Origin of the sequence: Sulfitobacter sp. THAF37, from assembly GCF_009363555.1 — a bacterium.
In the GTDB taxonomy this organism is placed as follows: domain Bacteria; phylum Pseudomonadota; class Alphaproteobacteria; order Rhodobacterales; family Rhodobacteraceae; genus Sulfitobacter.
In genome coordinates this window covers 3321164-3347580 of record NZ_CP045372.1, presented here as the reverse complement: position 1 = coordinate 3347580, position 26417 = coordinate 3321164, and the positions used below count along the sequence as shown (strand labels likewise).

The window sequence follows — 26417 nt, the reverse complement described above, 5'->3', positions numbered from 1 at the left end:
CGCGCGGCCATGTCAATTCCGCCGCTGACCCTTCCATCCCGCCCGATGAGCCTATATTTCAAGGGAAACCGGAATGGAGATAGATCTTGGCCTTTTTCAAGAAGTTGAAAGACCGCCTGTTCAAGTCCTCGTCGAAGATCGACGAAGGACTTGAGGCGATCGTCAGCGACGGCGGCGAGGAAGAAGCCGCATCCGTCGATGAGGTGATGGAGCAGGCCCCGGCCGCCGCCACCGCCGAGCTGTCGGAGGCGGTGGACAGCGAACCGGCCCCGCTGCCCGCCGATGAGGCTGAGGTGAGGGCGGCCTCTCCGGATCCGAAACCCACCCCCGAGCCGACGCCGGTCCCCGATCCCGAGCCGGAAACCGTCCCCGACCCCGAGCCGGAAACCGTGCCCGACCCGCAGCCGCAGGAGGAACCGGAGCCTGCGCCGCAGGAAGACCCCGAGCCTGCGCCGCAGCCCGAACCGACCCCGGCGCCGCAGCCTGAACCGACGCCGCCGCCGCAGCCCAATCCGACCCCGCCGCCCGAGGCCCCGCAGCCACAGGACCCGACACCGCAAGAGCTGCCCACGCCGACCAGCCCGCCGCAGGAAGTGCCGCAGCACGATCCGCCGCCCCAGGTGACGCCGCCCGCCGATCCGGTGCCGCCAGCCTCCGCACCCGCGCCGCTGCGCACCACGATGACCGCAGTTGCACCCGAACTGGCCGATGCGGTGGGGGAACCGGTGCGCAAAGGCGGGCTTCTGGGCCGTCTGATGGGACGCGGGGCGGCGCAGACGAACGTGGTGCGCCGTGTGCTGGACGACGAAATGCTCGAACAACTGGAGGAACTGCTGATCGCTGCGGACATGGGGGTGGATACCGCCCTGCGCGTCACCGCGAACATGGCCGAGGGGCGGTTTGGCCGCAAATTGTCGGTCGTGGAGATCAAGCAGCTGATGGCCGATGAGGTCAGCCGCATCATGGACCCGGTGGCACGGCCCTTGCCCATCTATCCCAAGACGCCCCAGGTGGTGCTGGTGGTGGGTGTGAACGGGTCGGGCAAGACCACCACCATCGGCAAGCTGGCCAGCCAGTTCCGCGCGGCGGGCAAGAAGGTCGTGATCGCCGCCGGCGACACATTTCGCGCCGCCGCCGTGGAGCAATTGCAGGTCTGGGGCGACCGCGCGGGGGTGCCGGTGCTGACGGCCGCGCAAGGCTCCGACCCGGCCAGCCTCGCCTATGACGCGATGAGCAAGGCGCAAGCCGAAGGGGCGGACCTGCTGCTGATCGACACCGCGGGGCGGCTTCAGAATCGCGGCGACCTGATGGAGGAATTGGCAAAGATCGTGCGCGTCATCCGCAAGAAGGACGAAACCGCGCCCCACAACACCCTGCTGGTGCTGGACGCCACCACCGGCCAGAACGCGCTGAACCAGGTCAAGGTTTTCCAGGACATTTCCGATGTGTCCGGGCTGGTAATGACAAAACTGGACGGCACGGCGAAAGGCGGGGTTCTGGTTGCGCTGGCCGACAAGTTCGGTCTGCCGATCCATGCCATCGGGGTGGGTGAACAGATCGACGACCTGTCGCCTTTCGACCCGCAGGAATTCGCGGATGCGCTGGTGGGCTTTGACAGATGAAGGTCAGTCCGCGCCGTCCTCGTCCAGCGGGGCACGGTCTTCGACCCAGGTCACCAACGTGAGCACGAGAAGCGCCAGTACCGTCGCCAGTGCGGCGAGCGGGATGCGTCCTGCACCGCAACACAGCCCGATCGCGCCCGCCAGCCACATGCTGGCCCCGGTCGTAAGGTTCTTGACGTTCCCGCCGGAGGTAAAGATGGCCCCCGCGGCAAGAAAGGCGACACCGGCTGTCACCGCCTCGATCAGGCGCAACGGATCGACCCTGCGGGTGTCGTCTTCGCCGAAGTCCAGCGCGCTGATTTCGAAGGCGACGAGGATGAAGATGCAGGCGGCAAGCGAGATCAGCATATGCGTCCGCAGCCCGGCAGGCTTGGTGCGCAGCTCTCGCTCCACCCCGAGGGCTGCGCCAAACACAAGCGCCGTTCCCATGCGCAGCGCGGCAACAGACATCGGAATTTCAGAGAAAGTGTTGGTCAGATCTGCCAGCATGGTCTCGAACATCGGGGCGCCTTCTGCTTGAACGTTCATGACCTCAACAGCCCTTGGCGGGCGTCGGTTCCGTGGGGCGAAACATGACCGAATGGTTGCTTGCCATCGAAGGCACGGCTGCGGGCCACCAACTGGCCCTTGTGCTCGCACTGTCGGCCGCGCTGTTGCACGCGGTCTTCGGCGCGCTTCAAAAGGGGCGCTATGATCCCTGGTTGACGCGCGGCGCGATTGATTTCTGCTATTGCGCCATGGCCGCGCCCTTTGCGCTCTTCGTCGTGCCCTGGCCGGAGCCGCACATGTGGGTCATCTTTGCCGGCGCCTGGGCGATCCACGTCGGCTACAAGCTGTTGCAGGCCTGGGCCTATACCAAGGGGGCCTATACCGTGGTCTATCCGGTCGTCCGGGGCACCGGGCCGCTGTTCGCGGTGATCGGGGCCTACCTTATTTTTTCTGAACGCTTTACCGGGGTGCAATGGCTCGGGGTGGCGGTACTGTTGTCGGGCATCTTCGGCCTTGCTGTCTACAACCTGCGCAAACTTGAGGCGCAGCGTGACACGCTGAACGCGGCACTGGGGCTGGCGGTGCTGACGGGCCTTTTCGTCGCGCTTTACACCACCTTCGATGCCTACGGCATCCGGGCGACCGAGAATCCCTTCACCTTTCTGGCATGGTTTTTCATGATCGACGGAGTCTTGATGCCGATCATCGCGGTCCTGCGCTGGCGCAGAATGGCCGACCCGCCCGATCCGGGGCCGCTGATGATGCGCGGGTTGTTCGGCGGGCTGGTGGCCTTTGCCAGCTTTGGCTCGATCATGATGGCGACCCGGCTGGACAAGGTGGGCGAGGCCGCCGTCCTGCGCGAGACATCGACGGTATTTGCCGCGCTGATCGGCGTCGTCTTCCTCAAGGAGACGGTGGGACCGCGCCGGGTGGCACTGATGGCATTGATTGCGGCGGGTGCTGTGATAGTGGAACTGGGCGGATGAAGGAGCACGACGACATGGCGACGCACAGGGAAGTGAACCCGTTTCTGAAATCGGCCCTCGAATACGGCCCGATTCTGTTGTTTTTCATCGCCTACCTGCGGCTGAAGGACCGCAGCTTTACCATCGCGGGTACGGAATACGACGGCTTCATCGTCGTGACCGCGGCCTTTATTCCGCTGCTGGTCGCGGCGACCGGGGCGATGTGGGCACTGACGGGCAAGCTGAACCGGATGCAGGTGGCCACCGTCATTCTGGTGGTGGTGTTCGGGGGGCTGTCGGTCTGGCTGAACGATGACCGTTTCTTCAAGATGAAGCCGACGATGATCTACCTGCTGTTTGGCGGCATCCTGGCCGTGGGGCTGCTGCGCGGGCAATCCTACCTGAAATACGTGATGGAAGAGATGATGCCCCTGCAGGACGGAGGCTGGATGCTGCTGACCCGGCGGCTGATGCTGTTTTTCTTTGGCCTTGCTGTCGCGAACGAACTGATCTGGCGCAGTTTCGCGACCGAGACCTGGGTGTATTTCAAGACCTTCGGCCTGCCCGTGGCGATGTTCGGGTTCTTCATGCTGCAGGGCAAGCTGTTTCAGCAGTACGGGGTGGACAAGGACGAGGGCTGAGGCCCGAGCCTGTTTGAAAGGTCGGCCCGTTTTCCTTGACCCAAGCGATACCCGTGGCTACTTGCGCTTGTCGGCGTGCAGGGCCCGGCCCGCCTGCACACCGGGGCGCGCCGCCATCGCGTCAAGCCAGCGCGCCATATGCGGTTTGTCCTCCAGGGTTTGCTGCTGACCTTCCCACAACGACGCCCATCCCCATATCGCGAAATCCGCGATCGAGACGAAGTCGCCGGCGACATAGTCGTGCTGCGCAAGCTGCCGGTCCAGCACACCGTAGAGCCGCGCGGTTTCTTCCCGGTAGCGGTCCTTGGCATAGGGGATGTCCTGCGGCGGATCCTTTTTCGGCGCGAATTTCAGGAAATGATGCGCCTGTCCGGCCATCGGACCCAGCCCGCCCATCTGCCACATCAGCCACTGATCCACGGCGATCCGCTGGCGTTCGGTGTCGCCGCAGAACAGGCCGGTCTTGCGGGCGAGGTATTGCAGGATCGCACCGGATTCAAAGATCGGGATCGGCGCGCCGTCCGGGCCGTCCGGATCGACGATGGCGGGCATCCGGTTGTTCGGCGCGATCTTCAGGAAATCGGGGTCGAACTGTTCGCCAGCGCCGATGTTCACCAGATGCGTCGTGTAGGGCAGCTTCATCTCTTCCAGTGCGATGGAGATTTTCCAGCCGTTGGGGGTGGGCCAGTAATAAAGGTCGATGGGGGCGGTCATGCTGTGTCTCCTGGCTGCGCCGGGTCATCATGCCGGTTTTGGGGCGAATGCCAAGGTGTCGCTCTTGACCTGCGCGGACCGGCGCAGTAGCACAACGGCGTGGTGATTTGTTACCGGATTGCGGGCCACGGGGGGCATCAGCCTTTCAAAACCGCTAAAAGGTCGAGGAAAGACTCCTTTCGCTTGACCGCGTCTGGAGTTTTTTTATTGCCCGCAAGCCGGGCCGGAAGGATACGAACATGAGCAAAGATTGGCACCCCAGCACCCGCGCGATCCACGCGGGTACCCGCCGCAGCCAATATGGCGAAGTGAGCGAGGCGCTGTTCCTGACCCAGGGCTTCGTCTACGACAGTGCCGAACAGGCCGAAGCCCGGTTCGAGGCGTTGGGCGAGGACGAGTTCATCTATGCGCGCTACGGCAACCCCACCGTGCGCATGTTCGAGGACCGGATCGCCGACCTGCTGGGCTATGAGGATTGTTTCGCCTGCGCCTCGGGCATGGCGGCGGTCAGCGGGGCGTTGACCGCGCTGCTCAAGGCGGGGGACCATGTCGTGGCGGCGCGTGCGCTGTTCGGGTCCTGCATCTATGTGCTGGAGGACGTGCTGGGCCGCTTCGGGGTCGAGGTCACGCTGGTCGATGGCACCGACAATGCCGCCTGGGACGCCGCGATCCGGCCCGATACGCGGCTGGTGTTCTTTGAAAGCATCTCGAACCCCACGCTCGAAGTGGTCGACATCCGCCATGTGGTCAAGGCGGCCCATGCGGTCGGCGCGCTGGTGCTGGCGGATGACGCCATGGCCACACCGGTCTTTTCCTATGCCCGGGCCTGTGGCGCGGACATCGCCATCGTCTCGACGACCAAGCATGTGGACGGGCAGGGGCGGATGCTGGGCGGGGCGATCTGCGGCCCGCGCGATCTGATCCGCGGCCCGATCGAGGCCTACATGAAGCATACCGGGGGCGCGATGAACCCCTTTGCCGCCTGGACCCACCTCAAGGCGCTTGAGACCATGGGCCTGAGGGTGCGCGCGCAGGCGCAGACGGCGCTGGAACTGGCCGAGGCGCTGTCCGGGCACGACAAGATTGCAAGTGTCCGCTACCCGACCCATCAGGCCCATCCGCAGCAGGCGCTGGCCCTGGCGCAGGCGCCGGTGGGCGGTACGGTCATCGCCTTCGAAGTGAAAGGCGGCAAGGAGGCCTGTTTCAGCTTTCTCAACGCGTTGCAGGTCATCACGATCTCGAACAACTTTGCCGACGCCAAGTCCATCGCGACCCATCCCGCGACAACCACGCATCAGCGCCTGACGCAGGAGCAGAAAGACGTGCTGGGCATCTCGCCGGGGCTCGTGCGGCTGTCGGCCGGGCTGGAAGACCCGCGCGACCTGATCGCGGATCTGATGCAGGCGCTGAAGTGACGGTCTGAGCCGCCGGCCGGTCGGGTTTGGCGGTGCGGAATGTGTCCTATCACATATCTGTCTTGGTAATCCGATCAGGGCACCCTAAGTATCAGGTGCGAGGACAACGGGAGCCTGAGCCATGAATGCGATTACGTCAGTCGAAAAAGCGCCGGAGCGCAAAGACGCCGAAACGGCGCTGGAAACGCTGCGGGCCTGGGCCAGCACGGCCACCGCGCAAGAGATGGCGGATCTTGATCCGGCACTGTCGCGCCTTTTGTCGGACACGCCGGACTACCCCGTGTTCCGGCGCGACTATCCCGAGGATTTTGCGGTCGGTGAGGTCTATAAATCCACGCTGCCCGACCTTCAGAACGGCCCCAGCAGCCTGATCCGGGGGGCACGTCAGCAAATCCAACATGTGGGCATCTCCAATTTCAGGCTGCCGATCCGTTTTCGCACCCGCGACAATGGCGAACTGACGCTCGAAACATCGGTCACAGGCTCCGTCAGCCTTGAGGCGGAAAAGAAGGGCATCAACATGTCGCGCATCATGCGCAGCTTCTACAACCATGCGGAGCAGACCTTCAGTTTCGAGGTGATCGAAAGGGCGCTGGACGACTACAAGACCGATCTCGACAGCATGGATGCGCGGATTCAGATGCGGTTTTCATTTCCGGTGAAGATCGAAAGCCTTCGGTCGGGTCTGTCGGGGTATCAATACTACGACATCGCGCTGGAACTGGTGGAAAAGGCCGGGGTGCGGCAGAAGATGATCCATCTCGACTATGTCTATTCCAGCACCTGCCCCTGTTCGCTGGAACTCAGCGAACATGCCCGCGCCACACGCGGTCAGCTGGCCACACCACATTCGCAACGCTCCGTCGCGCGGATTTCTGCGGTGATCGACTGTGACCGCCAATGCCTGTGGTTCGAGGACCTGATCGACGCCTGCCGCCGTGCGGTGCCGACCGAAACCCAGGTGATGGTCAAGCGCGAGGACGAACAGGCCTTTGCAGAGCTGAACGCCGCCAATCCGATCTTTGTCGAGGATGCCGCGCGGTTGTTCTGCGAACAGCTGCAAGAGGAACCCCGCGTCGGCGATTTCCGGATCGTGGCCAGCCATCAGGAAAGCCTGCATTCGCATGACGCGATCTCGGTGCTGACGGAAGGGCCGACGTTCGAAATGGCCAGCATTGATCCCAAGCTGTTCAACACGCTGTTCCACGTCGGCTGAGATCCTCAGCGCACCTGTTTCAAAAGGCCCGGGGCGCGATCCGGGCCTTTTGTCATCCCGCGGTCGCGTCACGCCCCGGCGCCGGATCATGCTGCAGTGCAGAGCCCTGCAAGCCGTGACGTTCGGGTATGCGTTAATGGCGGTACTACCGGGTGCCGACCGGGTCTATCTACGGGTCAGGGAAGAGACCACGGAGATCAAGGTACTTTCAAAATGACCTACCAAACCACCATGACCACAACCGGTTTCGGTGCTGCCGTCCAAACGGTGCTGGCCCGTGCCGGTGCGTTCTTCGATGCCTTCGGAAAAGCCATGATCGCAGGCTCCACCGGCCAGCAGCGGCTCGACCGTGTGACGGCGTTGCAAGCCAAGACAGATGCCGAACTGGCGAAACTCAACATCAAGCGCGAAGACATCGTGCACCATGTGTTCAAGGACCTCTACGCGTTCTGAGACACGCCTTTCGGTTCGGAGATCAACGGCCCGGAGCCGTGCCGCCTCAAAAGCCGCACGCCGGGCCGTTTTCATGTCCGGCGGGGGTGTGCGCTTGACACCGCCAATGCCAGACGCCAACGCTGCCGCATGATGGATTTGCGCCCTGTCGGTTATGTGGTCGGCCTCCTTGTGGGGGTGCTGGGGCTCGCGATGATCGTGCCGTTGCTGGTCGACCTCGCCGAGGGGCGCGGTCATGTCATCGTTTTCGTCGAAGCGGGGCTGATCACCACCGCGGCGGGCGGGATGATGGCGCTGGCCTGCGCCAACGGGGTCAAGCAGGGGCTGACCATCCAGCAGACCTTTCTTCTGACCACCGGCGTCTGGGTTCTGCTGCCGCTGTTCGGGGCCTTGCCCTTCATGCTGGGCGAGACGCAGTCGAGCTTTACCAACGCGGTGTTCGAGGCGATGTCGGGCCTGACCACCACCGGATCGACCGTGCTGACGGGGCTCGACACGATGCCCAAGGGGCTGCTGCTGTGGCGCGGCATCCTGCAGTGGCTGGGCGGCATCGGGATCATCATCGTCGCCATGGTGTTCCTGCCCGAACTCAAGGTCGGGGGGATGCAGATCTTCAAGTCCGAAGCTTTTGATACCTTCGGAAAAATCCTGCCGCGTGCGGGGCAGATCGCCACCCAGATTTCGGTGATCTACCTTTGGCTTACCGTGGCCTGCGTGCTCAGCTATCTGGCCCTGGGCATGAACACCTTCGACGCGACCGTTCACGCGCTTACCACGATTTCCACCGGGGGGTTTGCCAATTACGACGCCTCGTTCGGGCGGTTCACCGGGGCGCCGGAATATGTGGCGAGCCTGTTCATGGTCCTGGCGGCCATGCCTTTTGTGCGCTACGTGCAGCTGATCAACGGCAACCCGCTGGCGCTACACCGCGACCCGCAGGTGCGCGGCTTTGTCCTGACCATCGGGGTGCTGGTTCTGGTGATGGTGCTGACATTGCAGCATGTCTTTCCGCACCATGTGGAACAGAGCTTTCGCGAGGCGTTGTTCAACATCACCTCCATCATCTCGGGCACCGGCTATGCCTCGGTCGATTACATGACATGGGGGCCCTTCGCGGTCGCGCTGTTCTTTTTCATCGGGCTGATCGGGGGCTGCGCGGGCTCGACCGCCTGTTCGATCAAGATCTTCCGTTATCAACTTCTTTTCGCGTCGATCCGGGCGCAGCTGGGACGGATCCGGTCGCCGCACGGCATTTTCACACCGCGATACGACGGGCGGCCGGTCGGGCAGGATGTGCTGTCTTCGGTGATGTCCTTCTTCATGTTCTTCGTGGTGACGCTGGGGCTGATCTCGGTCGCGCTCAGCATGACGGGTCTGGATTTCGTCACCTCCGTGTCCGGGGCAGGGGCGGCGCTGGCCAACATCGGCCCCGGTCTGGGCGACATCATCGGGCCTGCGGGCAATTTCAGCACGCTCAACGACACGGCCAAGTGGATCCTCATCATCGCCATGCTGCTGGGGCGGCTGGAACTGATGGTCGTCTATGTCCTGTTCACGATAAGCTTCTGGAGGGCCTGATGGCTGCCGACCAAGAGACCCGCCCGCTTGGCGCACAGATTTCCCACATGCTCAAGGACCGGGGCGTCGACGTGATCTTCGGCATTCCCGGGGTGCATAACCAGGAAATGTACCGCGGGATCGAGGAGGCGGGGATCAGCCATGTGCTGGCCCGCCATGAACAGGGCGCGGGATTCATGGCCGACGGTTACGCCCGCGCGACGCGGCGGCCCGGTGTGGCCTACGTGATCACCGGGCCGGGGCTGTGCAACATCATGACGCCGATGGGGCAGGCCTATTCCGACAGCGTGCCGATGCTGGTGATCTCCTCATGTCTGGACGAGACGGCGGCGCGGCGCGGCCAATTGCATCAGATGAAGGACCAGCGCGCGGCTGCGGAAACGGTCTGCGACTGGTCAGAGGAGGCGCGCACGGCGCAGGCGGCCTATACGCTGATTGATCGCGCCTTCGAGGAGTTTCGCGCCCCGCAGCGCAAGGGCCCCAAGTCGATCAGCGTGCCGATTGCGGCGCTCGAAGCCTCTGCGCCCCCGGCACCGAAGGCGCGCGGGAACCATGCGGGCCACTTGGTCGGCGCCGAAGAGGACGCAGGCGTGATATCTGCGGCGCTGAAGAAGGCCCGGCGACCGCTCTTCGTCTTTGGCGGTGGCGTCACGGAGGCATCCCATGCGATGACAGTGCTGCGCCAGAGCGGGGCTGCGGCTTTTACCACCTTTGCCGGACGCGGCATCGTCGCGCCCGATTATCCCTTGTTCTTCGGGTCCTACCTGTCGCGGCCCGGCAGCCTGGCCGAAATCGCCCGGGCCGATCTCGTGATCGCCATGGGCACGGAACTGGCCGAGGTCGACCTTTGGCGCGCGCATCTTGGCCATGAAAGCCTGATGATCCGGGTGGATCTCGACCCGGAGGTGCTGAGCGATGCGCAGAACGCCGATGTTCGTCTGCGGCAGGACGCTGATGCGGTGCTTCGGTCTCTGGCCGAGGCGACGTCGGACTGGCGCGGCGAGAGCGACTGGACCGCACAGGACGTGGCCGCCGCCCGCGGCAAATGGCGCGGCGAGGTGGATACCGAATACCCCGGCATCCTGCCGATCGCCGATGCGCTGCGTGCCTGTCTGCCGACCGACACGATGATCTACTCGGACATGACCCAGTTCGCCTATGCCGCGACCGAGACCTGGGACATGGACCGCCCCGGCCATTGGCACCATCCCTACGGTTTCGGCACGCTGGGCTATGCGCTGCCCGCAGCCATCGGCGGGGCTGTCGCGCGGCGCGGGCAGCCGACGCTGGCGATCATGGGGGATTACGGGTTTCATTACACGATGGCCGAACTGGGCGTGGCCGTGGAGCTGGGCCTGAGCCTGCCGATCATCCTGTGGGACAACGGCAAGCTGGGTGCGATCGAGGCCAGCATGGTGGGGGCGCAGATTGCCCCCAATGCCGTGATTGCCCGAAACCCCGACTTCATCAAGCTGGCCGAGGCATTTGGCGCACGCGCCGTGCAGCCCGCCAGCCTGCCCAAGATGCAGGATGCAGTGCGCGGGGCCTTCGATGCCGAGGGGCCTACGCTGATCTATCTGACGCCGGACCTCGCGGCCTGAGTTCGGTTTCAGGAAACCGGGACGGAGTTCCTTCTGGTTCCGGTCCGTCCCGGGGCAGGCGTCACTCCCAGCAGCTGACCAGGACGGTCATGCCCTGTGCGGCCAGTCGCAGGTCCCGAGGCGCGATGGAGCCCGTGCGGTCACTGGCATCCAGGGTCAGACCGGCGCCAGTGGCCAGATCGGCGATCACCGCCGCGTCGACGGCGAAATTCACGTCCCCCGGCAGTTCCTGGCTACCGCTGCTGCGGGGCAGCAGCATGCCCATGACATTTCCGCTGGCGTCGAACACCGGCCCGCCCGCGTCGCCGTCCTGCGCGGCAAGAGAAAGCCGTTTGACCGTTTCCTCGCCCCGCAGGCCACGCACGTCCGACAATGTGCCGAACGTCAGCGTGGCCGCCGAAAGGACACCCTCGTAGGAAAAGCCGGCGACCGAAACCTCGGACTGCAAGCGCGGCGCTTGAAGCCCGAATTCGGCCACCGCCAGCGGGGCCAGGGCCTCGCGCGGTTTCAGGATTGCGACGCCGCTGTCGCGGTCCTGCGCGATCACGTCAGCCTCGGTATCGCCGTCGATGGTCAGCCGACCGCAGCCCTGAACCGTTTCGGCGGTCGTCGCCACAGCCCCATCGGCGTCGACGAAAAAGCCCGAGCGCGCGATGCGCGGTTGCCGCACCTGCAAACCTGCCACGAGGTCGATGGCCTGCTCTTCGCCCGCGCCTTCCGCCGGGTCGAGCACGCCGGGAAGCCGTACCAGGCTTTTGGACATTTCGGCGATCACACGGCGGCGGCGTTCTTCGTCACCGGCAGGCCAGATCAGTGTGAAACCCTTGATCTGCCCGTTTTCCAGGGAAACCTGCGTCTGGCTGATGATGCTGCCATTCTCGCCGATCAGTTCGAAAGAGTTGCTCTTGCGGTCGCGCGGCCCGTCCAGCGGCACGATTTCCAAGGTCTGCATGATGTCGTAGAGGCCGAACAGCGTGTCCTGATCCCCCGCCTGGCTGATCAGCAGCACCCGCGCCCCGATATCTCCGTCACTGTTGTAATGCACGAAAGGCGGCTCGTACTCGGCAAGCGACACTTCGGCGGTGGGCATCATGATCTCGATGCCCGCCTTTTCGTCGCGGACGATTTGCAGGCCAAGCCCGTCCAGAACGGCGTTGTATTGTTTCAGCAGGGCGGCGCGTTGCAGGGTGGTCAGGACGCCGGTCGCCTCGTAGCCGTTGGCCTCCTGCCAGCCCGCCATGGAGTTCCGCGTGCCCCGCCCGAAAGCGCCGTCGATGGCGGCGTTGTAAAAGCCCGCCCATTGCAATGCGATCTGCAGATCTCGGCGTTCCTGCCCGTCGAGCAGGCGTTCGGACTGCCGCGCTTCCTGCAGGGTCTCGTCGGCGGGTTCCGGTTCCGGGGCGGGCGTTTCGGCCAGCGGCTCTTCCGCGGGGGTGGTCTGTGTCGGCGCCTCCTGCGTGGTGGCGACAGACGCCGGGGGGTCGATCACGCCGTTGTTCAGCACGTTCGCGCCCACCGGCCAGAACTGCTGGCGGAAGCGGATGCTGAGCTGAATGAAACTGTCGCGCGGCACCAGACCGTCGCGCACGTAGCTGCGCAGCACTTCTTCGGCGTCCGCGCGCCGGTAGGGGCCGACCGCGATGCCATACCAGCCCCCGCCAAGGGAAAATCCGTTCACGTCTTCCAATGTGGAAGCATAGGCGCGCGCGCGGTCGGTGGCGACGGTCAGGCTTGGCTGAGCCTCGATCTGGACCCAGACGATCTCGTCCGCGGCCTGGGCCAGCACGGGGCGGGATACGGGAGGGGAAAAGACCAGGGCCGCGGCGCAAAAAGCCAGAACAAGACGGATCATCGTGGGGCGTACTTTCACTGAATCAAAATCCGGCGCAGATAAGCAGGAAACCGCCACGAATGCTATGGCTTATGGACCGGATTTAGTCACAATGGCGCAATTGACGCGCTGCGGCGACAGCCGTAGGTAGGGCGCGCATACCAAGAGGTCCTTTCGATGTCCCGCAATCCCGACGCACCGCGTTCCTTTCAGGCGATCATCCTTGCCCTCCAGACCTATTGGGCACGGCAGGGCTGCGCCATCCTCCAGCCCTACGACATGGAAGTGGGGGCGGGCACATTCCACCCCGCCACCACGCTGCGCAGCCTGGGCACGCAGCCCTGGACAGCCGCCTATGTTCAGCCCTCGCGCAGGCCCACCGACGGGCGCTACGGGGAAAACCCGAACCGGCTGCAGCATTATTACCAGTATCAGGTGCTGATCAAACCCAGCCCGCCGAATTTGCAGGAGCTTTATCTGGGCTCGCTGGAGGCGATCGGGATCAACATGGACCTGCACGACATCCGCTTTGTCGAAGACGACTGGGAAAGCCCGACGCTGGGCGCCTGGGGGCTGGGCTGGGAAGTCTGGTGCGATGGCATGGAGGTGAGCCAGTTCACCTATTTCCAGCAGGTCGGCGGGCACGACTGCCACCCCGTCTCGGGCGAGCTGACCTATGGGCTGGAGCGGCTGGCGATGTATGTGCTGGGCGTCGATCACGTGATGGACATGCCCTTCAACGACCCGGACGCGCCCATCCCGCTCAAATATGCCGATGTCTTCAGGCAGACCGAAGAGGAATACGCGCGCTGGAATTTCGATACCGCCAATACAGATGTGCTGCTGCGCCAGTTCGAAGAGGCCGAGGCCCATTGCAAGCACATCCTCGACCAGCCTGCCGAGGACCCCAAGACCGGCAAGCGCATCGTCATGGCGCATCCGGCCTATGACCAATGCATCAAGGCCAGTCACATGTTCAATCTGCTGGACGCGCGCGGTGTGATCTCGGTCACGGAACGCCAGGCCTATATCGGGCGCGTGCGCGCGTTGGCCAAGATGTGCGCCGATGCCTTCGTGCAGACCCGCGCGGGCGGCTGGACCGGGGACGCGGCGTGAGCGGCAAGATCATAGGGGTCGTCATCTTGGTATCTGCACTGGTCGCGGGCGCGGCGCTGTATTACCTGCAGGTCTACGGCTACTACGAAGAGGTGCGCCAGGACAGCGTGGCACTGGTGTCGCCGACCACGCAGCAGCCCGAAGAAATTCCCGCCGACGGTATCACCGCCATCGACGCGGACAGTTCTCCGATCCGGTTCCGGGCCTGTTTCACCACACCGCTCAGCCTGGCCTTCCTGACCGAAAGCTATCAGATGGTGCCCGATGCCACCCCGCGCAACGCGCCGGGCTGGTTTTCGTGCTTTGACGCCGAAGCCATCGGCACCGCGCTGGAAGAGGGTGGCGCCCTGGCGTTCATGGGCCAGAAGAACGTGGCCTATGGCGTGGACCGCATCGTCGCCGTTACCGAGGACGGGCGCGGCTATGTCTGGCACGAGCTGAACGATTGCGGCGAAAAGGCCTACGACGGGACAGTCGTGGGCGAGGATTGCCCGCCGCGCCCCGACACCGCCGCGGACTGACGGCGATTTCCGCCTGAGTACGGGAACCAATTGCCGGTTTCAGACGCTCTGTCTCCCATGGGGGGCGCTGCACATGGCGGACAAGTCACATGAAGGTCTGAAGTGGGTGATGCGCGCGGGCTATGGCGCGCGGGCGATGATCTATGCGACGATCGGAATTCTCGCGATCTTCGCCGCTTTCAGTTCGGTCGAGGCCTCGGGCACGAAAGATTCCCTGCAGACTCTGCGTGCGCAGCCTTTCGGGATCATAGCACTCTGGATGATTGGCATCGGGCTGCTTGGCTACATGGTCTGGCGCGTCATCGCGGGCATCGCGGATGTTGAGGACCACGGCACCGATGCCAAGGGTATCGTCGCGCGAGCGGGGCAGGTGACGACCGGGCTGATCCATGCGGGTATCGGTGTTTCCGTCCTGTCACTGGCGATGGGCACCGGAGGATCGGGTGGCGACAGCACGCAGGACTGGACCGCCAGGCTGATGAGCATGCCGATGGGCCGCTACATCGTCGCCGTGGGGGCGCTGGTGCTGCTCGGTGCCGGAGTATACTATTGCTACAAAGGCTGGAGCGGGAAGTACAAGGAGCATCTCGCGGCGTCCACCTTTACCACGCGGTTCGATCCGGCGATCAAGGGCGGGCTCGTGATCTACGGCATCCTCTTGTCGCTGGTGGCCCTGTCCATCGGGATCGCGGCATTGAATGCCGATCCGTCGCAGGCAGGTGGTCTGGGCAAGGCGCTGCACACCGTGCGCGCACAGCCCTACGGGCCTGTGCTTCTGGGTCTTGCCGGTCTGGGCCTTCTGGGCTTTGCGCTCTACAATATGATTGAGGCCGTGTTTCGCATCGTGCCCAAGGTCGAAGGCCCGGACGTGGAAACACTGGCAAAAGCGGCCACTGGCTGATGGCAGGGTCTGGACGGCAGGGGATGCGACCGTTATCCCTCCGCCACGTTCCCAACCGAAGTGTGACCCGTGCCAGACCTGCTGATCGAACTCTTCTCCGAAGAAATCCCCGCCCGGATGCAAAGCCGCGCCGCCGCCGACCTGCAAAAACTGGTCACGGACGGACTGGTCGAGGCCGGTCTGACCTATGCCCATGCCGCCGCCTTTTCCACGCCGCGCCGCCTGACCCTGGCGGTGGAGGGGATGCTCGGGGCCAGCCCCCGGACGGTGGAGGAGCGCAAGGGCCCCAAGGCTGATGCGCCCGAAAAGGCCGTCGAAGGTTTCCTGCGTGGCGCAGGCGTTACCCGCGATCAGGTGGAGGAGCGCGAGACGCCCAAGGGCACCATCCTGTTTGCCCGGATCGAAAGGCCCGGTCGCCCCGCGGCCGAGATCGTGGCCGAGGTGCTGGAACGGACGATCCGCGGCTTTCCCTGGCCGAAATCCATGCGCTGGGGGGACGGTGCGCTGAAATGGGTGCGCCCTTTGCATTCCATCATCTGCCTGATCACCGACGACAGCGGCGCCACCGTGGTGCCGCTTGAGCTTGATGGCATCCGCGCGGACGACAGCACGCGGGGGCACAGGTTCATGGCGCCGGGCCCGATCACTGTCACGGGCTTCGAGGATTACGAGGCAAAGCTGGCGCGCGCCTTCGTCACGCTGAACCCGCAGGCACGGGCCGATACCATCTGGAACGACGCGACCAATGCCGCCTTTGCCTCGGGCATGACGGTGGTCGAGGACGCGGGCCTGCTGGCCGAAGTTGCGGGATTGGTGGAATGGCCCGTGGTCCTGATGGGCCCGATCGCCGATGAATTCCTGGACCTGCCGCCCGAAGTTCTTCAGACCTCCATGCGTGAGCATCAGAAGTTCTTTTCCGTGAAGAACCCCAAGACCGGGCGGATCGAGAAATTCATCACTGTTGCCAACCGCACCACGGCGGATGAAGGTGCGACGATCCTTGCCGGTAATGAAAAGGTGCTGTCGGCGCGGCTGTCCGACGCCAAGTTCTTTTGGGAGAACGACCTGCGCGTGGCCACCTCCGACAAGGGGATGCAGACCTGGGTCGACGCCCTGTCCAACGTGACGTTCCACAACAGGCTTGGCACCCAGGCCGAACTGATCGACCGAATGGCCCTGCTGGCACGCGATCTGGCGCCGACGGTCGGTGCGGCGCCGGATGTCGCGGAACAGGCCGCACGGCTGGCCAAGGCCGATCTCAACTCGGAAATGGTGTTCGAGTTTCCCGAACTGCAGGGCCTGATGGGCCGCTACTATGCCGAAGCCGCGCGCCTGCCCACAGAGGTCGCCGCCGCCGCGCAGGAACATTACGCGCCGCTGGGACCGTCTGATGCGGTGCCGACCGCGCCGGTGTCCATCGCCGTTGCGCTGGCCGAGAAGATCGACAAGCTGACCGGCTTCTGGGCCATCGACGAAAAACCGACCGGCAGCAAGGATCCCTTTGCCCTGCGCCGCGCGGCGCTGGGGGTGATCCGTATTCTGGTTGAGAACGATGTGAGCCTGGCTGTCCGGTTCCAGTTGTTCAGCCCGCTTCTGGGGCATCTGATCCGCGAGGGGTCGGGGGGCAACACGGTCGAATCCGCGGCTGTGATCGAAGGCATCAAGCGGCTGGGCTACCAGCACAAGGCGGACGAGTTGCGGACGCTGATCGAACGCGACGCCGTGGTGCTGAGCATAGACATGGCGGAAAAGGCGATTGCCGACGCCGAAACCAAGACCGACGATCTGGTGGCGTTCCTGCACGACCGGCTCAAGGTGTACCTGCGCGATCAGGGCATCCGGCACGACGTGATCGACGCCTGCATCGCGATGGAAGGGGGCGACGACCTGACGCTGCTGGTCAAGCGCGCCCGCGCCCTGAACGACGTGCTGAAAACCGACGACGGCGAAAACCTGATCCAGGGCTTCAAGCGCGCCAACAACATTCTCACCCAGGCGGAAGAGGCCGACGGGGTGGAATATTCATTCGGCGCGGATATCAAGTTTTCCGAAACCGATGAGGAACGCGCGCTCTTCGCGGCGCTCGATACGGCAGAAGCGCGGATCAAGCCCGCCATGGCGGCGCAGGACTTTGCCGCTGCCATGTCGGCCATGGCCGAACTGCGCGGCCCCATCGACGCCTTCTTCGACGCGGTTCAGGTGAATTCCGATAACGGCACGATCCGGCGCAACCGTCTGAACCTGCTGAGCCGTATCCGCACCATCTGCACGTCCGTCGCCGATCTGACCCGGATCGACGGCTGATCGCGGCCCCGCCCGGCGCGGCGGGGCGGGGCGGCGAAACCCGCAGGGCTTGCCAGACCACGCAATCCGCCTATGCTGCCGTGAAACTCCAAGGTGCTGCAGTGCAGAATAATCCCTATACCACGCTTGTCACGGCCACCGCGCCCATCACCAACGAAACGCACGGTGGGCGCGCGAAATGCCTGCAACGACTGGTCCGGCTGGACCTGCCGGTGCCGCGCACCGTGGCCTTGTCTTTCGAGGCGGTGCGCCATCTGGCAGACGCGCAGCTGCCCAACGTCGATGCGGTCGTGGCGGAGTTTCACAAGGACGCCATGCTGTGCGTGCGTCCGTCCAGCCAGGACCCCGATTGGGGCGGGCCGGGCGCGGTTCTGAACATCGGCATAAACGACGACATGTACAAAGTCCTGTCGCAGTCGTTGGGCGAAGAGGCGGCGGCGGGCCTTTATACCCGCTTCGTCCAGGCCTATGCGGTCAATGTCGCCCGGTTGGACCCGGACATGTTCGACGACGTCGATGGCGAAGGTCATGCGGCGCTCATGCAGTCGCTTCAGGCCTACGAACAGGAAACCGAAGAGACCTTTCCCCAGGATCGCACCACGCAGCTGTCGGCGGTGCTGCGGTCGATGGCGCGGGCGTGGAACGGCACCTCCGCGCGGTTGCTGCGCCAGGCCAAGGGGGCACCGGCGGATGCGGGTCTGGGGCTGGTGGTGCAGGAAATGGCCTTTGGCGTCGGTTCGGGGCAATGTGGCTCGGGCGTGTTGCAACTGGTCAACAGCGACACCGGCGAACAACAGATCACCGGGCGCTACCTCAGCCAGTCGCAGGGGCGCGACGCGCTCGAAGGGGACGCGGCGGCGCTGTACCTCACCAAGGATCCGCGCGGCGAGTCGCTTGAGGAACTGGTGCCGGATGCCTTCGCGGATCTCACCGGGCACGCGGCGCTCATGCGTCGCAAGCTGCGCGAGGAAATGCAGGTCGAATTCGTGATCGAGAACGGGCGCCTGTATATCCTGGACGGTGTGCGGGTCGCGCGGTCCTCCCGCGCGGCGGTCCGCATCGCCGTGGCGCTGGCGGATGACAAGATCATCCCCCGCGAGGAGGCGCTGATGCGGGTGCAGCCGCGGACCTTGACCGAACTGCTGCACCGGCAGGTTGAGCCGCGCACCAAGCGCGACGTGATCGGCCGTGGCATCGCCGCCAGCCCCGGCGCCGCGACGGGCCGGATCGTCTTTACCGCGACCGAGGCGCAGGCAAGTGCGGCGCGGGGTGAACCCTGTATCCTGATTCGGCGCGAAACATCGCCCGAGGATATTCGCGGGATGCATGCCGCCGCCGCTGTTCTGACCGAACGGGGCGGGATCACCAGCCACGCCGCCGTGATCGGGCGCGGGATCGGTCTGCCCTGTGTCGTTGGGGCGTCCAACATGCGCTTCAACCTGCGCAAGGGACAGATCACGGCGCCGGACGGGCGGATATTCTCTACCGGGGACGAAATCACGGTGGACGGATCGAACGGCCAGGTGCTGGCCGGCGCCGCCCAGATGCGCGAAGCGGCGCTGGACGACACGTTCAACCGCCTGATGTCCTGGGCCGAGGATGTGGCCGACATCGACATCCGTGCCAATGCCGACACCCCGGCGGATGCCCAGACCGCGCGCAATTTCAACGCGCACGGGATCGGGCTCTGCCGGACAGAACACATGTTCTTCGACCCCGGCCGCCTGACCGTCATGCGCGAAATGATCTTTGCCGAAACCGGCGAGGACCGGCGCGCGGTGCTTGAACGTCTGCTGCCCATGCAGCGCGAGGATTTTACCCAGCTGTTCCGCATCATGCAGGGCCAGCCTGTCTGCATCCGCCTGTTCGATCCGCCCCTTCACGAATTCCTGCCCTCGGACAAGGCGGGCCAGCGCGAACTGGCCGAGGCGTTGAACCTGCCGCTTTCGGATGTGGTCCGCCGGGTCGAAGGGCTGAGCGAATACAATCCCATGCTGGGGATGCGTGGCGTGCGCCTGGGCGTGACGGTGCCGGAAATCTACGAAATGCAGGCCCGCGCGATTTTCGAGGCGACCATCGCCGCCAGCCGCGACGGCGAACCCGTGGTCCCCGAGGTGATGATTCCGCTGGTCAGCGCCCGGCGCGAGGTCGAGCTGATCAAGACATCGGTGGATGCCATCGCCGCCGCCGTCCGCAACGAGACCGGTGTGCAGTTCACCTACCGGCTGGGTGTCATGGTCGAAACCCCCCGCGCTGCATTGCGCGCGGGCGAAATTGCGCCACATTGCGCCTTTCTCAGCTTCGGCACCAATGACCTGACGCAGATGACCTATGGCCTGTCACGCGACGACGCGGGGCGCTTCATGTCAAACTACGTGCAGCAGGGCGTCTTTCCGGAGGACCCGTTTCACGTGCTCGACACCGAAGGGGTGGGGGAACTGCTCAAGCTGGGGGCGGAGCGGGGCCGCGCCGCGCAGCCGGGCGTGACCTTGTCGATCTGTGGTGAACACGGCGGCAACCCCGAATCGATTGCGTTTTGCCGTGCTGCGGGGTTCGATTACGTTTCCTGCTCGCCGTTTCGCGTACCGGTTGCACGGCTGGCCGCGGCGCAATTGGCGATCGCCCACAAGATCGGGTAGCAGGCGACTCTTTGCCACCTAGAGGTGGTCCGCCAACGTGTCGCACCGGCAGACGGGTTTACGCCCGGTCCGATCTTGGCTAGGCCCGCCCCAGCCGAAATAACATAATGGTGCGCAAAATGCGTTTGTTCACAACTGCCGCCAGCCTGCTGCTGCTCTCGCTGATGACCGTTCTGCCGGTCGCGGCTCATGCCAACGCCTCCCAGGCGGAAGAACTCGCACGTCTTGAAACGAGCGGTCTGAAGTCCGCCGGTGCCAAGCGGCTGACGTCTTTCGTTTCCGCGCCCAAGGGGGCGCAGGGTGCGGTGAAATTCTCCAAGGCCTGGCTCGATTCCCAGCCCAAGGCGTCGGGGTCGTCCGAATGGCGGTGCCTGGCGGAGGCGCTGTACTTCGAAGCGCGGGGCGAAACGGTCAAAGGCCAGTTCGCCGTAGCCGAGGTGATCAAGAACCGCGTCAAGAGCGGACGCTTCCCCGGGTCCTTTTGCGGGGTGATCAACCAGGGCACCGGCAAGAAGTACCAGTGCCAGTTCACCTACACCTGCGATGGCCACAAGGAGGTCATTGCCGAGCCGCTCGCGTTTGCCCGCGTGGCCAAGGTTGCGCAGTACACACTCGACGGCAAGGTGCCGCCGCTGACCGATGGGGCGACCCATTACCACACCACCGCCGTGCGTCCGCGCTGGAGCCAGGTCTACACCAGGACCACCCGCATCGGCGTGCACCTGTTCTACCGTCACACCTGGCGTTCGGCGTCGAACTGACGCCGCTTTCGGGTGCCGGTCCGACGGATTGCGGGCTGTAAAGCGCGCGCCAAGCGGGTAGAGCTACCCCAGCGCGGCTGCCCGCGACCTGACCACTGCCGAAAGCCCGTCCCATGTCCGATGAAGCCCGCCTAGCCTTTGCCCACCCCTCCGAGCGGGCGGAGGCCATGTCGGGGCCGGACCCGCTGGACCGCATCTCGCTGCGCGATCACATCGTCGAGGTGGAGATCGGCGCCTTCCAGGCCGAGCGCGGGGTCACACAACGCCTCTGTTTCAATGTGGTGGTCGAAGTTCAGCCGCTGACCGAGCCGGTCGATGATGACGTGGACCGTATCCTGAGCTACGACCGCGTGACCGAGGCGATCGCCGCCGAACTTGCCGTCGAACGGCTGGCCCTGCTTGAGACGCTCGCGGAACGCGTGGCCGAGCGCATCCTGTTCGAGCCGCAGGCAGTTCGTGCGTTCGTGCGGATCGAAAAGCTTGACCGCGGGCCGGGTGCGCTTGGCGTCGAGATCGTGCGCGCGCGGGGCGATGCCGCGATGTCAGAGATTGCACCGGGTGAGGCCCCCTATCCCGAACTGGTCTACCTGGGAAATGATGCCATCGCCTCGCCGCATTTGCCGGGCTGGCTGGACCAGTTGGAAGAACTGGGGCGGCCTCTGATCCTTTGTGTGGGGGCGCCGGATGTCGCGGCCCCCCGGCTGACACACCGCATGGCGCAACGGCGCATCGACCTGCTGGCGATAGAGCAGAACGCGTGGGTTCTGGCCGCACGCGACGATCGGTGCGTGGTGGTCGCCACCCGGACCGAATTGGACTGGGCGATGAGAAACGGACAGACCTGTGTCTGGGCGCCGTCCAAGATCGTGCTGGATTCGGTCGATACGCCCTCTGTCCAGCCAAGCGATGCGGTGGCGCTTGCGGCATGGTTCGCCGCCACCCTGGATGCGCAGGAAATGCTGGTGGTGGGGGCGGGCCTGCCCGAAGGCGCGGATGTTCCGCTGCGCGCAGTGGCGGTTGATCAGGTGCGGCTGTGACGCTCTATTATCGCCCTCTGGCACAGGTTGGCCCGGGCCAGCCCGATGACGCCGTGCCACTGGCCGGCGGCTGGGCTTGGTTTACCCAGGTCGAAATCCTGTCGCGGTCCGTGCCGTCGCGCGTGGTACCGGCGCAGGTCTTGCCGCCCCGGACTCTGGCGGCGCTGACGGCCCCCCGCGCTGCGATTGGCGGGCTTGGCATGGACCGACCGCGCGTGATGGGCATCCTCAACGCAACGCCGGACAGTTTTTCCGACGGCGGCAAACACGCGGCTGCGGCGGACGCCGTCGCGGCGGGTCAGCGCATGTGCGGGGACGGCGCGGACATTCTGGACGTGGGGGGCGAATCCACCCGTCCCGGTGCGGTCACGGTCCCGGCGCAGGAAGAAACCGACCGCGTCGTGCCTGTCGTCGAGGGGTTGCGCGACTGTGGCGCGCTGATCTCGACCGATACGCGCAAGGCGGACGTTGCGCGCGCCGCGCTCGATGCCGGGGCAGGGCTGATCAACGATGTCTCGGGTTTTACCTATGATCCGGCGCTCGCCGGTGTGGCGGCAGAGGCGGGCGTGCCGGTCTGCGTGATGCATGCGCTGGGCGATCCCGCCACGATGCAGAACGACCCGCGCTACGACAATGTGTTGCTGGACGTCTACGATTTTCTCGAAGACAGGATTGCGGCGCTCGTCGCCTCCGGTATTCCGCGCGGGCGCATCGTCGCGGACCCCGGCATCGGCTTTGGCAAGACGGTCGAGCACAATCTGACGCTGCTGTCGGGGCTGTCGCTGTTCCACGGTCTGGGTGTGCCGATCCTGCTGGGGGCATCACGCAAAGGTTTCATCGGGAAACTCGGACGCGCGCCTTTGGCGGAAAGCCGCGCAGGCGGCTCCATCGGTGTGGCTCTTGCCGGGGTGACGCAGGGGGTGCAGATGTTGCGGGTTCATGACGTGAGAGATACCGTGCAGGCGATCACGCTCTGGCGTGCGGCAATCTCGGGACGACAAGATGACTAAGCTATTCGGCACAGACGGGGTGCGCGGCACCGCCAATATCCACCCGATGACGGCGGATATGGCACTGCGGATCGGCGCGGCGGTTGGCCGATACTTCCGCCGCGAGGGCAGGGGTGTCCACCGGGTCGTGATCGGCAAGGATACCCGCCTGTCGGGCTACATGTTCGAGAATGCGCTCACCGCGGGGCTGACCAGTTCCGGCATGAACGTACTGCTTCTGGGGCCAGTGCCCACTCCGGCGGTGGGGCTGCTGACCCGGTCCATGCGTGCCGATCTGGGCGTGATGATCTCGGCCAGCCACAACCCGGCAGAGGACAACGGGATCAAATTCTTCGGTCCCGACGGGTACAAGCTGTCCGATCAGGTCGAGGCCGAGATCGAGGCGCTGGTGGCCGACGGGGTCGAGATGGTGACGGCCCGCGAGATCGGCCGCGCCAAGCGGATCGACGACAGCCGCTTTCGCTATATCGAACGTGTGAAATCCAGTTTCCCCCGGCAGATGCGGCTCGACGATCTGAAGGTCGTGATCGATTGCGCCAACGGGGCGGCGCACCATGTGGCCCCGATGGCGCTGTGGGAACTGGGTGCGACGGTCGTGCCGATGGGCGTGTCGCCCAACGGGCACAACATCAACGAAAGCTGCGGATCCACCCACCCGGAGGCCGCCGCCGAAGCGGTGGTGGCCCATGGGGCGGACGTCGGCATCTGCCTGGACGGTGACGCCGACCGCGTGATCCTGGTCGACGAGAATGGCACCGTCGGCGACGGGGACCAGTTCATGGCGCTCATGGCGGCCCGATGGGCGGCGGAGGATCGGCTGGCGGGCGATGCGCTGGTGGCCACGGTGATGAGCAACCTGGGGCTGGAACAATTCCTTCAGGCGCGCGGCCTGCGCCTGGAACGCACCAGCGTCGGCGACCGCTATGTCGTCGAACGGATGCGCGAGGGCGGCTACAACCTCGGTGGCGAACAATCGGGCCATATCGTGATGACGGACCACGCCACCACCGGCGACGGTCTGATGGCGGGGTTGCAGTTCCTGGCCGAAATGGTGCGTTCCGACAAACGCGCCTCGGACCTGCTGCATCAGTTCGACCCGGTGCCGCAGCTGTTGAAGAACGTGCGTTTTGACGCAGGCCAGACCCCGCTGGACGCGCCGGACGTCCGGGCCGCGATCTCGCAGGCGGAGGCGGAGCTTTCGGGGGGCGGGCGGCTTCTGATCCGCAAGTCGGGGACCGAGCCGTTGGTGCGTGTCATGGCCGAACACGAGGATGCGGACCTGATGGCCCGCGCGGTGGACAGCGTTGTCGACGCGGTTTCCCGGTCGGTTCAGGCCTGAGCCTGCTCGCGCCCCAGCCTTAGCCCCGAACGAACAGACGCCGCAGCGCGCCGTACTGGCTGATCGCGAGACCGGCGAGGATCAGCGCCATCGCCTGCAGCAGGCTGGGCGGCAGCGGCTCGTTCAGCAGCAGGGCGCCCAGAAGCACCGACCAGACGGGCACCTGGTAGTTCACCAGAGACATGAAGACCGGCCCCGCGCTGCGCACGACCAGAACCCGCAGGAAATTCGCCGCCGCGGTCGGCACGATCCCGAGAAACGCAATGACGCCCAGCATGTAGGCGCTGTCGATTGCCGGTGGAGGACCCTCTGCGATCAGCGCCATCGGCAGGGCCATGCACAGCCCGATCAGCGTCAGTACAGTGGCCAGCCCGATGGGATCGACCGGCGGCAAGCGGCGCATCAGGATCGAGCTGAGCGCGTAGCATGTCGCCGCGCCAAGGCAGGCGATGCGGCCTGCCGTTTCGAATGTGCTGCCGGTATGGCCAAAGGCCTGGCCGCCGATCAGCACCGCGACACCGGCAAAGCCGATCAGGAAACCTGCGAGCCGCCGCAGGGTCAACCGTTCTCCGGGCACCAGGAAATGCGCCAGCGGCAGCAGGATCAACGCGATAGAGGCCATGCTGACCCCGGCATAGCCTGAGGTGACATGCTGTTGCCCCCAGGCCAGCAGGGCAAAGGGAAATGTGCCGCTCAACGCGCTGACGGTGATCAGCGCGCCGATCTCTGCGCGGTTCGGTGGGGTATGGAACAGCGGCCGTCCCCGCAAGGTCCAGATGATCAGCATCACAAGCGCCGCCAACCCGATCCGGGCCGTAGCGACCCAGAACGGCGGCAGGGCAAGCAGGGCAATTTCCGTCACCATGAACGTGCCACCCCAGACGATGCCGAGCGTGGCAATCATCAGCCAGCTTGTCGCGGTGATCCGGGGGGCTGTGTCCATGCCGCCAGATAGGCTTATGTCCCAACCCGTCACAACCCGAATCTGCCGGGGGCGGTATTGATGATCGGCCAGGACAGCTATTGCCCCGTCAAAGGGCAAACCGGCGGACGTCTGAGGCATCGGTGCGCAACGAAAAGGCCCGGTCCTGCGACCGGGCCTTCCTGTGTCTAGTGGACCGGCAGGGCCGATCAGTTCTTGGACTTGTCCACCATCTTGCCTGCGGAGATCCAGGGCATCATCTCGCGCAGTTTCGCGCCGACCTGTTCGATCTGGTGTTCGTCGTTCATCCGGCGTGTCCCCTTGAAGAACGGCTGACCCACGGCGTTTTCCTGCATGAAGTCACGCACGAAGGCGCCCGACTGGATGTCGTTCAGGACGGCCTTCATCCGCGCCTTGGTCTCGTCATAAGGCAGGATGCGCGGGCCTGAGACATATTCGCCGTACTCGGCCGTGTTCGAGATCGAGTAGTTCATGTTGGCGATGCCGCCTTCGTAGATCAGGTCCACGATCAGCTTCACCTCGTGCAGGCATTCGAAATAGGCCATCTCGGGCGCATAGCCCGCTTCGACCAGGGTCTCGAAACCCATGCGGATCAGCTCGACCAGGCCGCCACAAAGCACCGCCTGTTCACCGAAGAGGTCGGTTTCGCATTCCTCGCGGAAGTTGGTTTCGATGATGCCGGAACGGCCCCCACCGATGGCGGAGCAATAGGACAGGCCGATTTCCAGAGCCTTGCCGGAGGCGTCCTTGTCCACGGCCACCAGGCAGGGCACGCCGCCGCCCTTGGTGTATTCGCCGCGCACCGTGTGGCCGGGGCCCTTGGGCGCCATCATGATCACGTCGATGCCTTCTTTCGGCTCGATCAGGCCGAAATGCACGTTCAGACCGTGGGCAAAGGCAATCGCGGCCCCTTCGCGGATGTTGTCGTGCACGTACTTCTTGTAGGTTTCGGCCTGCAGTTCGTCGGGCATGGTGAACATGATCAGGTCGGCCCATGCGGCGGCCTCGGCAATGCCCATCACCTTCAGGCCTTCGCCTTCCGCCTTGGCCGCGCTGGCGGAGCCTTCGCGCAGGGCGACGACGAGGTTCTTGGCCCCGGAATCGCGCAGGTTCAGGGCATGGGCATGGCCCTGCGAGCCATATCCGAGAATGGCGACCTTCTTGTCCTTGATCAGGTTCACGTCGCAGTCGCGATCATAGTAAACGCGCATATCGCTTGTCCTTTGGTTGGTGTGTCCTGATGCGCACCATAGGGATGTTGGCGCTGGCCGCCATTGATGTTTTGTGTGTATTTAGGGAACAATGAAAAATGTCATTCGCA

General features: G+C 64.9%; 22 protein-coding genes. 17 read left to right on the top strand and 5 right to left on the bottom strand.

The features are described 5' to 3' along the window. Positions 1-86 precede the first annotated feature (86 nt). A complete protein-coding gene (ftsY, locus tag FIU94_RS16335) occupies positions 87-1622 on the top strand; it encodes a signal recognition particle-docking protein FtsY (RefSeq protein ID WP_152466803.1) in 1536 nt (511 codons plus the stop codon). Positions 1623-1625: 3 nt separating this feature from the next. On the opposite strand, the gene FIU94_RS16330 is transcribed toward ftsY, so the two are convergent. Then, entirely contained in the window at positions 1626-2150 is a 525-nt protein-coding gene (locus tag FIU94_RS16330) for an MgtC/SapB family protein (protein WP_368407136.1), read from the bottom strand. 44 nt (positions 2151-2194) lie between these two features. Between FIU94_RS16330 and FIU94_RS16325 the strand changes: the two genes are divergently transcribed. Together FIU94_RS16325 and FIU94_RS16320 are read left to right on the top strand one after the other, a co-directional pair. After that, the gene (locus FIU94_RS16325) at positions 2195-3097 is read left to right on the top strand and encodes a DMT family transporter (RefSeq protein ID WP_152466802.1); all 903 of its coding nucleotides are present in this window, start codon (positions 2195-2197) and stop codon (positions 3095-3097) included. Between the two features lie 14 nt (positions 3098-3111). Next, a complete protein-coding gene (locus FIU94_RS16320) occupies positions 3112-3717 on the top strand; it encodes an inner membrane-spanning protein YciB (RefSeq protein WP_152466801.1) in 606 nt (201 codons plus the stop codon). 57 nt (positions 3718-3774) lie between these two features. Here the strand turns inward: FIU94_RS16320 and FIU94_RS16315 are convergent, their stop codons facing one another. After that, positions 3775-4431: a glutathione binding-like protein gene (locus FIU94_RS16315; RefSeq protein ID WP_152466800.1), complete on the bottom strand. Its 657-nt coding sequence runs from the start codon at positions 4429-4431 to the stop codon at positions 3775-3777. Between the two features lie 239 nt (positions 4432-4670). On the opposite strand from FIU94_RS16315, the gene FIU94_RS16310 reads away from it, so the two are divergent. The 5 genes from FIU94_RS16310 to FIU94_RS16290 all read left to right on the top strand — a co-directional run bounded on the left by FIU94_RS16310 (position 4671) and on the right by FIU94_RS16290 (position 10694). Then, entirely contained in the window at positions 4671-5846 is a 1176-nt protein-coding gene (locus FIU94_RS16310) for an aminotransferase class V-fold PLP-dependent enzyme (RefSeq protein WP_152466799.1), read from the top strand. A 121-nt stretch (positions 5847-5967) separates the two neighbouring features. Continuing rightward, the gene (folE2, locus tag FIU94_RS16305) at positions 5968-7062 is read left to right on the top strand and encodes a GTP cyclohydrolase FolE2 (RefSeq protein WP_152466798.1); all 1095 of its coding nucleotides are present in this window, start codon (positions 5968-5970) and stop codon (positions 7060-7062) included. Between the two features lie 213 nt (positions 7063-7275). Then, positions 7276-7515: a hypothetical protein gene (locus FIU94_RS16300; protein ID WP_152466797.1), complete on the top strand. Its 240-nt coding sequence runs from the start codon at positions 7276-7278 to the stop codon at positions 7513-7515. A 129-nt stretch (positions 7516-7644) separates the two neighbouring features. Then, positions 7645-9093 carry a TrkH family potassium uptake protein gene (locus tag FIU94_RS16295; protein ID WP_152466796.1) on the top strand — a complete coding sequence of 483 codons (1449 nt, stop codon included), beginning with the start codon at positions 7645-7647 and terminating at the stop codon, positions 9091-9093. Next, entirely contained in the window at positions 9093-10694 is a 1602-nt protein-coding gene (locus tag FIU94_RS16290; RefSeq protein WP_152466795.1) for a thiamine pyrophosphate-binding protein, read from the top strand. The genes FIU94_RS16295 and FIU94_RS16290 overlap by 1 nt, the downstream gene beginning before the upstream one ends. A gap of 61 nt (positions 10695-10755) precedes the next feature. On the opposite strand, the gene FIU94_RS16285 is transcribed toward FIU94_RS16290, so the two are convergent. Next, positions 10756-12546 (bottom strand): serine protease, encoded by a 1791-nt coding sequence (locus FIU94_RS16285; RefSeq protein ID WP_152467106.1) that lies wholly within the window; start codon positions 12544-12546, stop codon positions 10756-10758. Between the two features lie 156 nt (positions 12547-12702). Between FIU94_RS16285 and FIU94_RS16280 the strand changes: the two genes are divergently transcribed. The 9 genes from FIU94_RS16280 (at position 12703) to glmM (ending at position 24153) form a co-directional block, all read left to right on the top strand. Then, complete coding sequence (locus tag FIU94_RS16280) at positions 12703-13641, top strand: glycine--tRNA ligase subunit alpha (RefSeq protein WP_152466794.1); 939 nt, start codon at positions 12703-12705, stop codon at positions 13639-13641. Then, positions 13638-14162 carry a DUF6446 family protein gene (locus tag FIU94_RS16275; RefSeq protein ID WP_152466793.1) on the top strand — a complete coding sequence of 175 codons (525 nt, stop codon included), beginning with the start codon at positions 13638-13640 and terminating at the stop codon, positions 14160-14162. Before FIU94_RS16280 ends, FIU94_RS16275 begins: the two co-directional genes overlap by 4 nt. 73 nt (positions 14163-14235) lie before the next feature. Beyond that, complete coding sequence (locus tag FIU94_RS16270; protein WP_254702565.1) at positions 14236-15063, top strand: DUF1206 domain-containing protein; 828 nt, start codon at positions 14236-14238, stop codon at positions 15061-15063. Between the two features lie 69 nt (positions 15064-15132). Next, positions 15133-17367, top strand: coding sequence for a glycine--tRNA ligase subunit beta (gene glyS / locus FIU94_RS16265; RefSeq protein ID WP_152466792.1), 2235 nt, complete (start codon positions 15133-15135; stop codon positions 17365-17367). A gap of 101 nt (positions 17368-17468) precedes the next feature. Further along, entirely contained in the window at positions 17469-20006 is a 2538-nt protein-coding gene (locus FIU94_RS16260; protein WP_172975930.1) for a putative PEP-binding protein, read from the top strand. Positions 20007-20125: 119 nt separating this feature from the next. Further along, the gene (locus FIU94_RS16255; protein ID WP_152466790.1) at positions 20126-20767 is read left to right on the top strand and encodes a cell wall hydrolase; all 642 of its coding nucleotides are present in this window, start codon (positions 20126-20128) and stop codon (positions 20765-20767) included. A 113-nt stretch (positions 20768-20880) separates the two neighbouring features. Beyond that, complete coding sequence (locus FIU94_RS16250; RefSeq protein WP_152466789.1) at positions 20881-21804, top strand: dihydroneopterin aldolase; 924 nt, start codon at positions 20881-20883, stop codon at positions 21802-21804. Further along, positions 21801-22814: a dihydropteroate synthase gene (gene folP / locus FIU94_RS16245; protein ID WP_152466788.1), complete on the top strand. Its 1014-nt coding sequence runs from the start codon at positions 21801-21803 to the stop codon at positions 22812-22814. The genes FIU94_RS16250 and folP overlap by 4 nt, the downstream gene beginning before the upstream one ends. Further along, on the top strand, positions 22807-24153 hold the full coding sequence (gene glmM, locus FIU94_RS16240; protein WP_152466787.1) for a phosphoglucosamine mutase: 1347 nt from the start codon (positions 22807-22809) through the stop codon (positions 24151-24153). The genes folP and glmM overlap by 8 nt, the downstream gene beginning before the upstream one ends. Before the next feature lie 19 nt (positions 24154-24172). Here glmM and FIU94_RS16235 read toward each other — a convergent pair whose 3' ends face one another. Together FIU94_RS16235 and ilvC are read right to left on the bottom strand one after the other, a co-directional pair. Beyond that, complete coding sequence (locus tag FIU94_RS16235) at positions 24173-25096, bottom strand: DMT family transporter (RefSeq protein ID WP_152466786.1); 924 nt, start codon at positions 25094-25096, stop codon at positions 24173-24175. A gap of 188 nt (positions 25097-25284) precedes the next feature. Next, complete coding sequence (gene ilvC / locus FIU94_RS16230) at positions 25285-26307, bottom strand: ketol-acid reductoisomerase (protein WP_152466785.1); 1023 nt, start codon at positions 26305-26307, stop codon at positions 25285-25287. Positions 26308-26417 lie beyond the last annotated feature (110 nt).

Excerpts from the sequence above, each read along its gene's own strand:
- FIU94_RS16320 (WP_152466801.1), top strand. The coding sequence starts at position 3,112 with ATGGCGACGCACAGGGAAGTGAACCCGTTTCTGAAATCGGCCCTCGAA.
- FIU94_RS16270 (WP_254702565.1), top strand. The coding sequence starts at position 14,236 with ATGGCGGACAAGTCACATGAAGGTCTGAAGTGGGTGATGCGCGCGGGC.
- glmM (WP_152466787.1), top strand. The coding sequence starts at position 22,807 with ATGACTAAGCTATTCGGCACAGACGGGGTGCGCGGCACCGCCAATATC.
- FIU94_RS16280 (WP_152466794.1), top strand. The coding sequence starts at position 12,703 with ATGTCCCGCAATCCCGACGCACCGCGTTCCTTTCAGGCGATCATCCTT.
- FIU94_RS16255 (WP_152466790.1), top strand. The coding sequence starts at position 20,126 with ATGCGTTTGTTCACAACTGCCGCCAGCCTGCTGCTGCTCTCGCTGATG.
- folE2 (WP_152466798.1), top strand. The coding sequence starts at position 5,968 with ATGAATGCGATTACGTCAGTCGAAAAAGCGCCGGAGCGCAAAGACGCC.
- FIU94_RS16295 (WP_152466796.1), top strand. The coding sequence starts at position 7,645 with ATGATGGATTTGCGCCCTGTCGGTTATGTGGTCGGCCTCCTTGTGGGG.
- FIU94_RS16310 (WP_152466799.1), top strand. The coding sequence starts at position 4,671 with ATGAGCAAAGATTGGCACCCCAGCACCCGCGCGATCCACGCGGGTACC.
- FIU94_RS16300 (WP_152466797.1), top strand. The coding sequence starts at position 7,276 with ATGACCTACCAAACCACCATGACCACAACCGGTTTCGGTGCTGCCGTC.
- ilvC (WP_152466785.1), bottom strand. The coding sequence starts at position 26,307 with ATGCGCGTTTACTATGATCGCGACTGCGACGTGAACCTGATCAAGGAC.
- FIU94_RS16315 (WP_152466800.1), bottom strand. The coding sequence starts at position 4,431 with ATGACCGCCCCCATCGACCTTTATTACTGGCCCACCCCCAACGGCTGG.
- FIU94_RS16285 (WP_152467106.1), bottom strand. The coding sequence starts at position 12,546 with ATGATCCGTCTTGTTCTGGCTTTTTGCGCCGCGGCCCTGGTCTTTTCC.
- FIU94_RS16325 (WP_152466802.1), top strand. The coding sequence starts at position 2,195 with ATGACCGAATGGTTGCTTGCCATCGAAGGCACGGCTGCGGGCCACCAA.
- FIU94_RS16250 (WP_152466789.1), top strand. The coding sequence starts at position 20,881 with ATGTCCGATGAAGCCCGCCTAGCCTTTGCCCACCCCTCCGAGCGGGCG.
- FIU94_RS16330 (WP_368407136.1), bottom strand. The coding sequence starts at position 2,150 with ATGAACGTTCAAGCAGAAGGCGCCCCGATGTTCGAGACCATGCTGGCA.
- FIU94_RS16290 (WP_152466795.1), top strand. The coding sequence starts at position 9,093 with ATGGCTGCCGACCAAGAGACCCGCCCGCTTGGCGCACAGATTTCCCAC.
- FIU94_RS16235 (WP_152466786.1), bottom strand. The coding sequence starts at position 25,096 with ATGGACACAGCCCCCCGGATCACCGCGACAAGCTGGCTGATGATTGCC.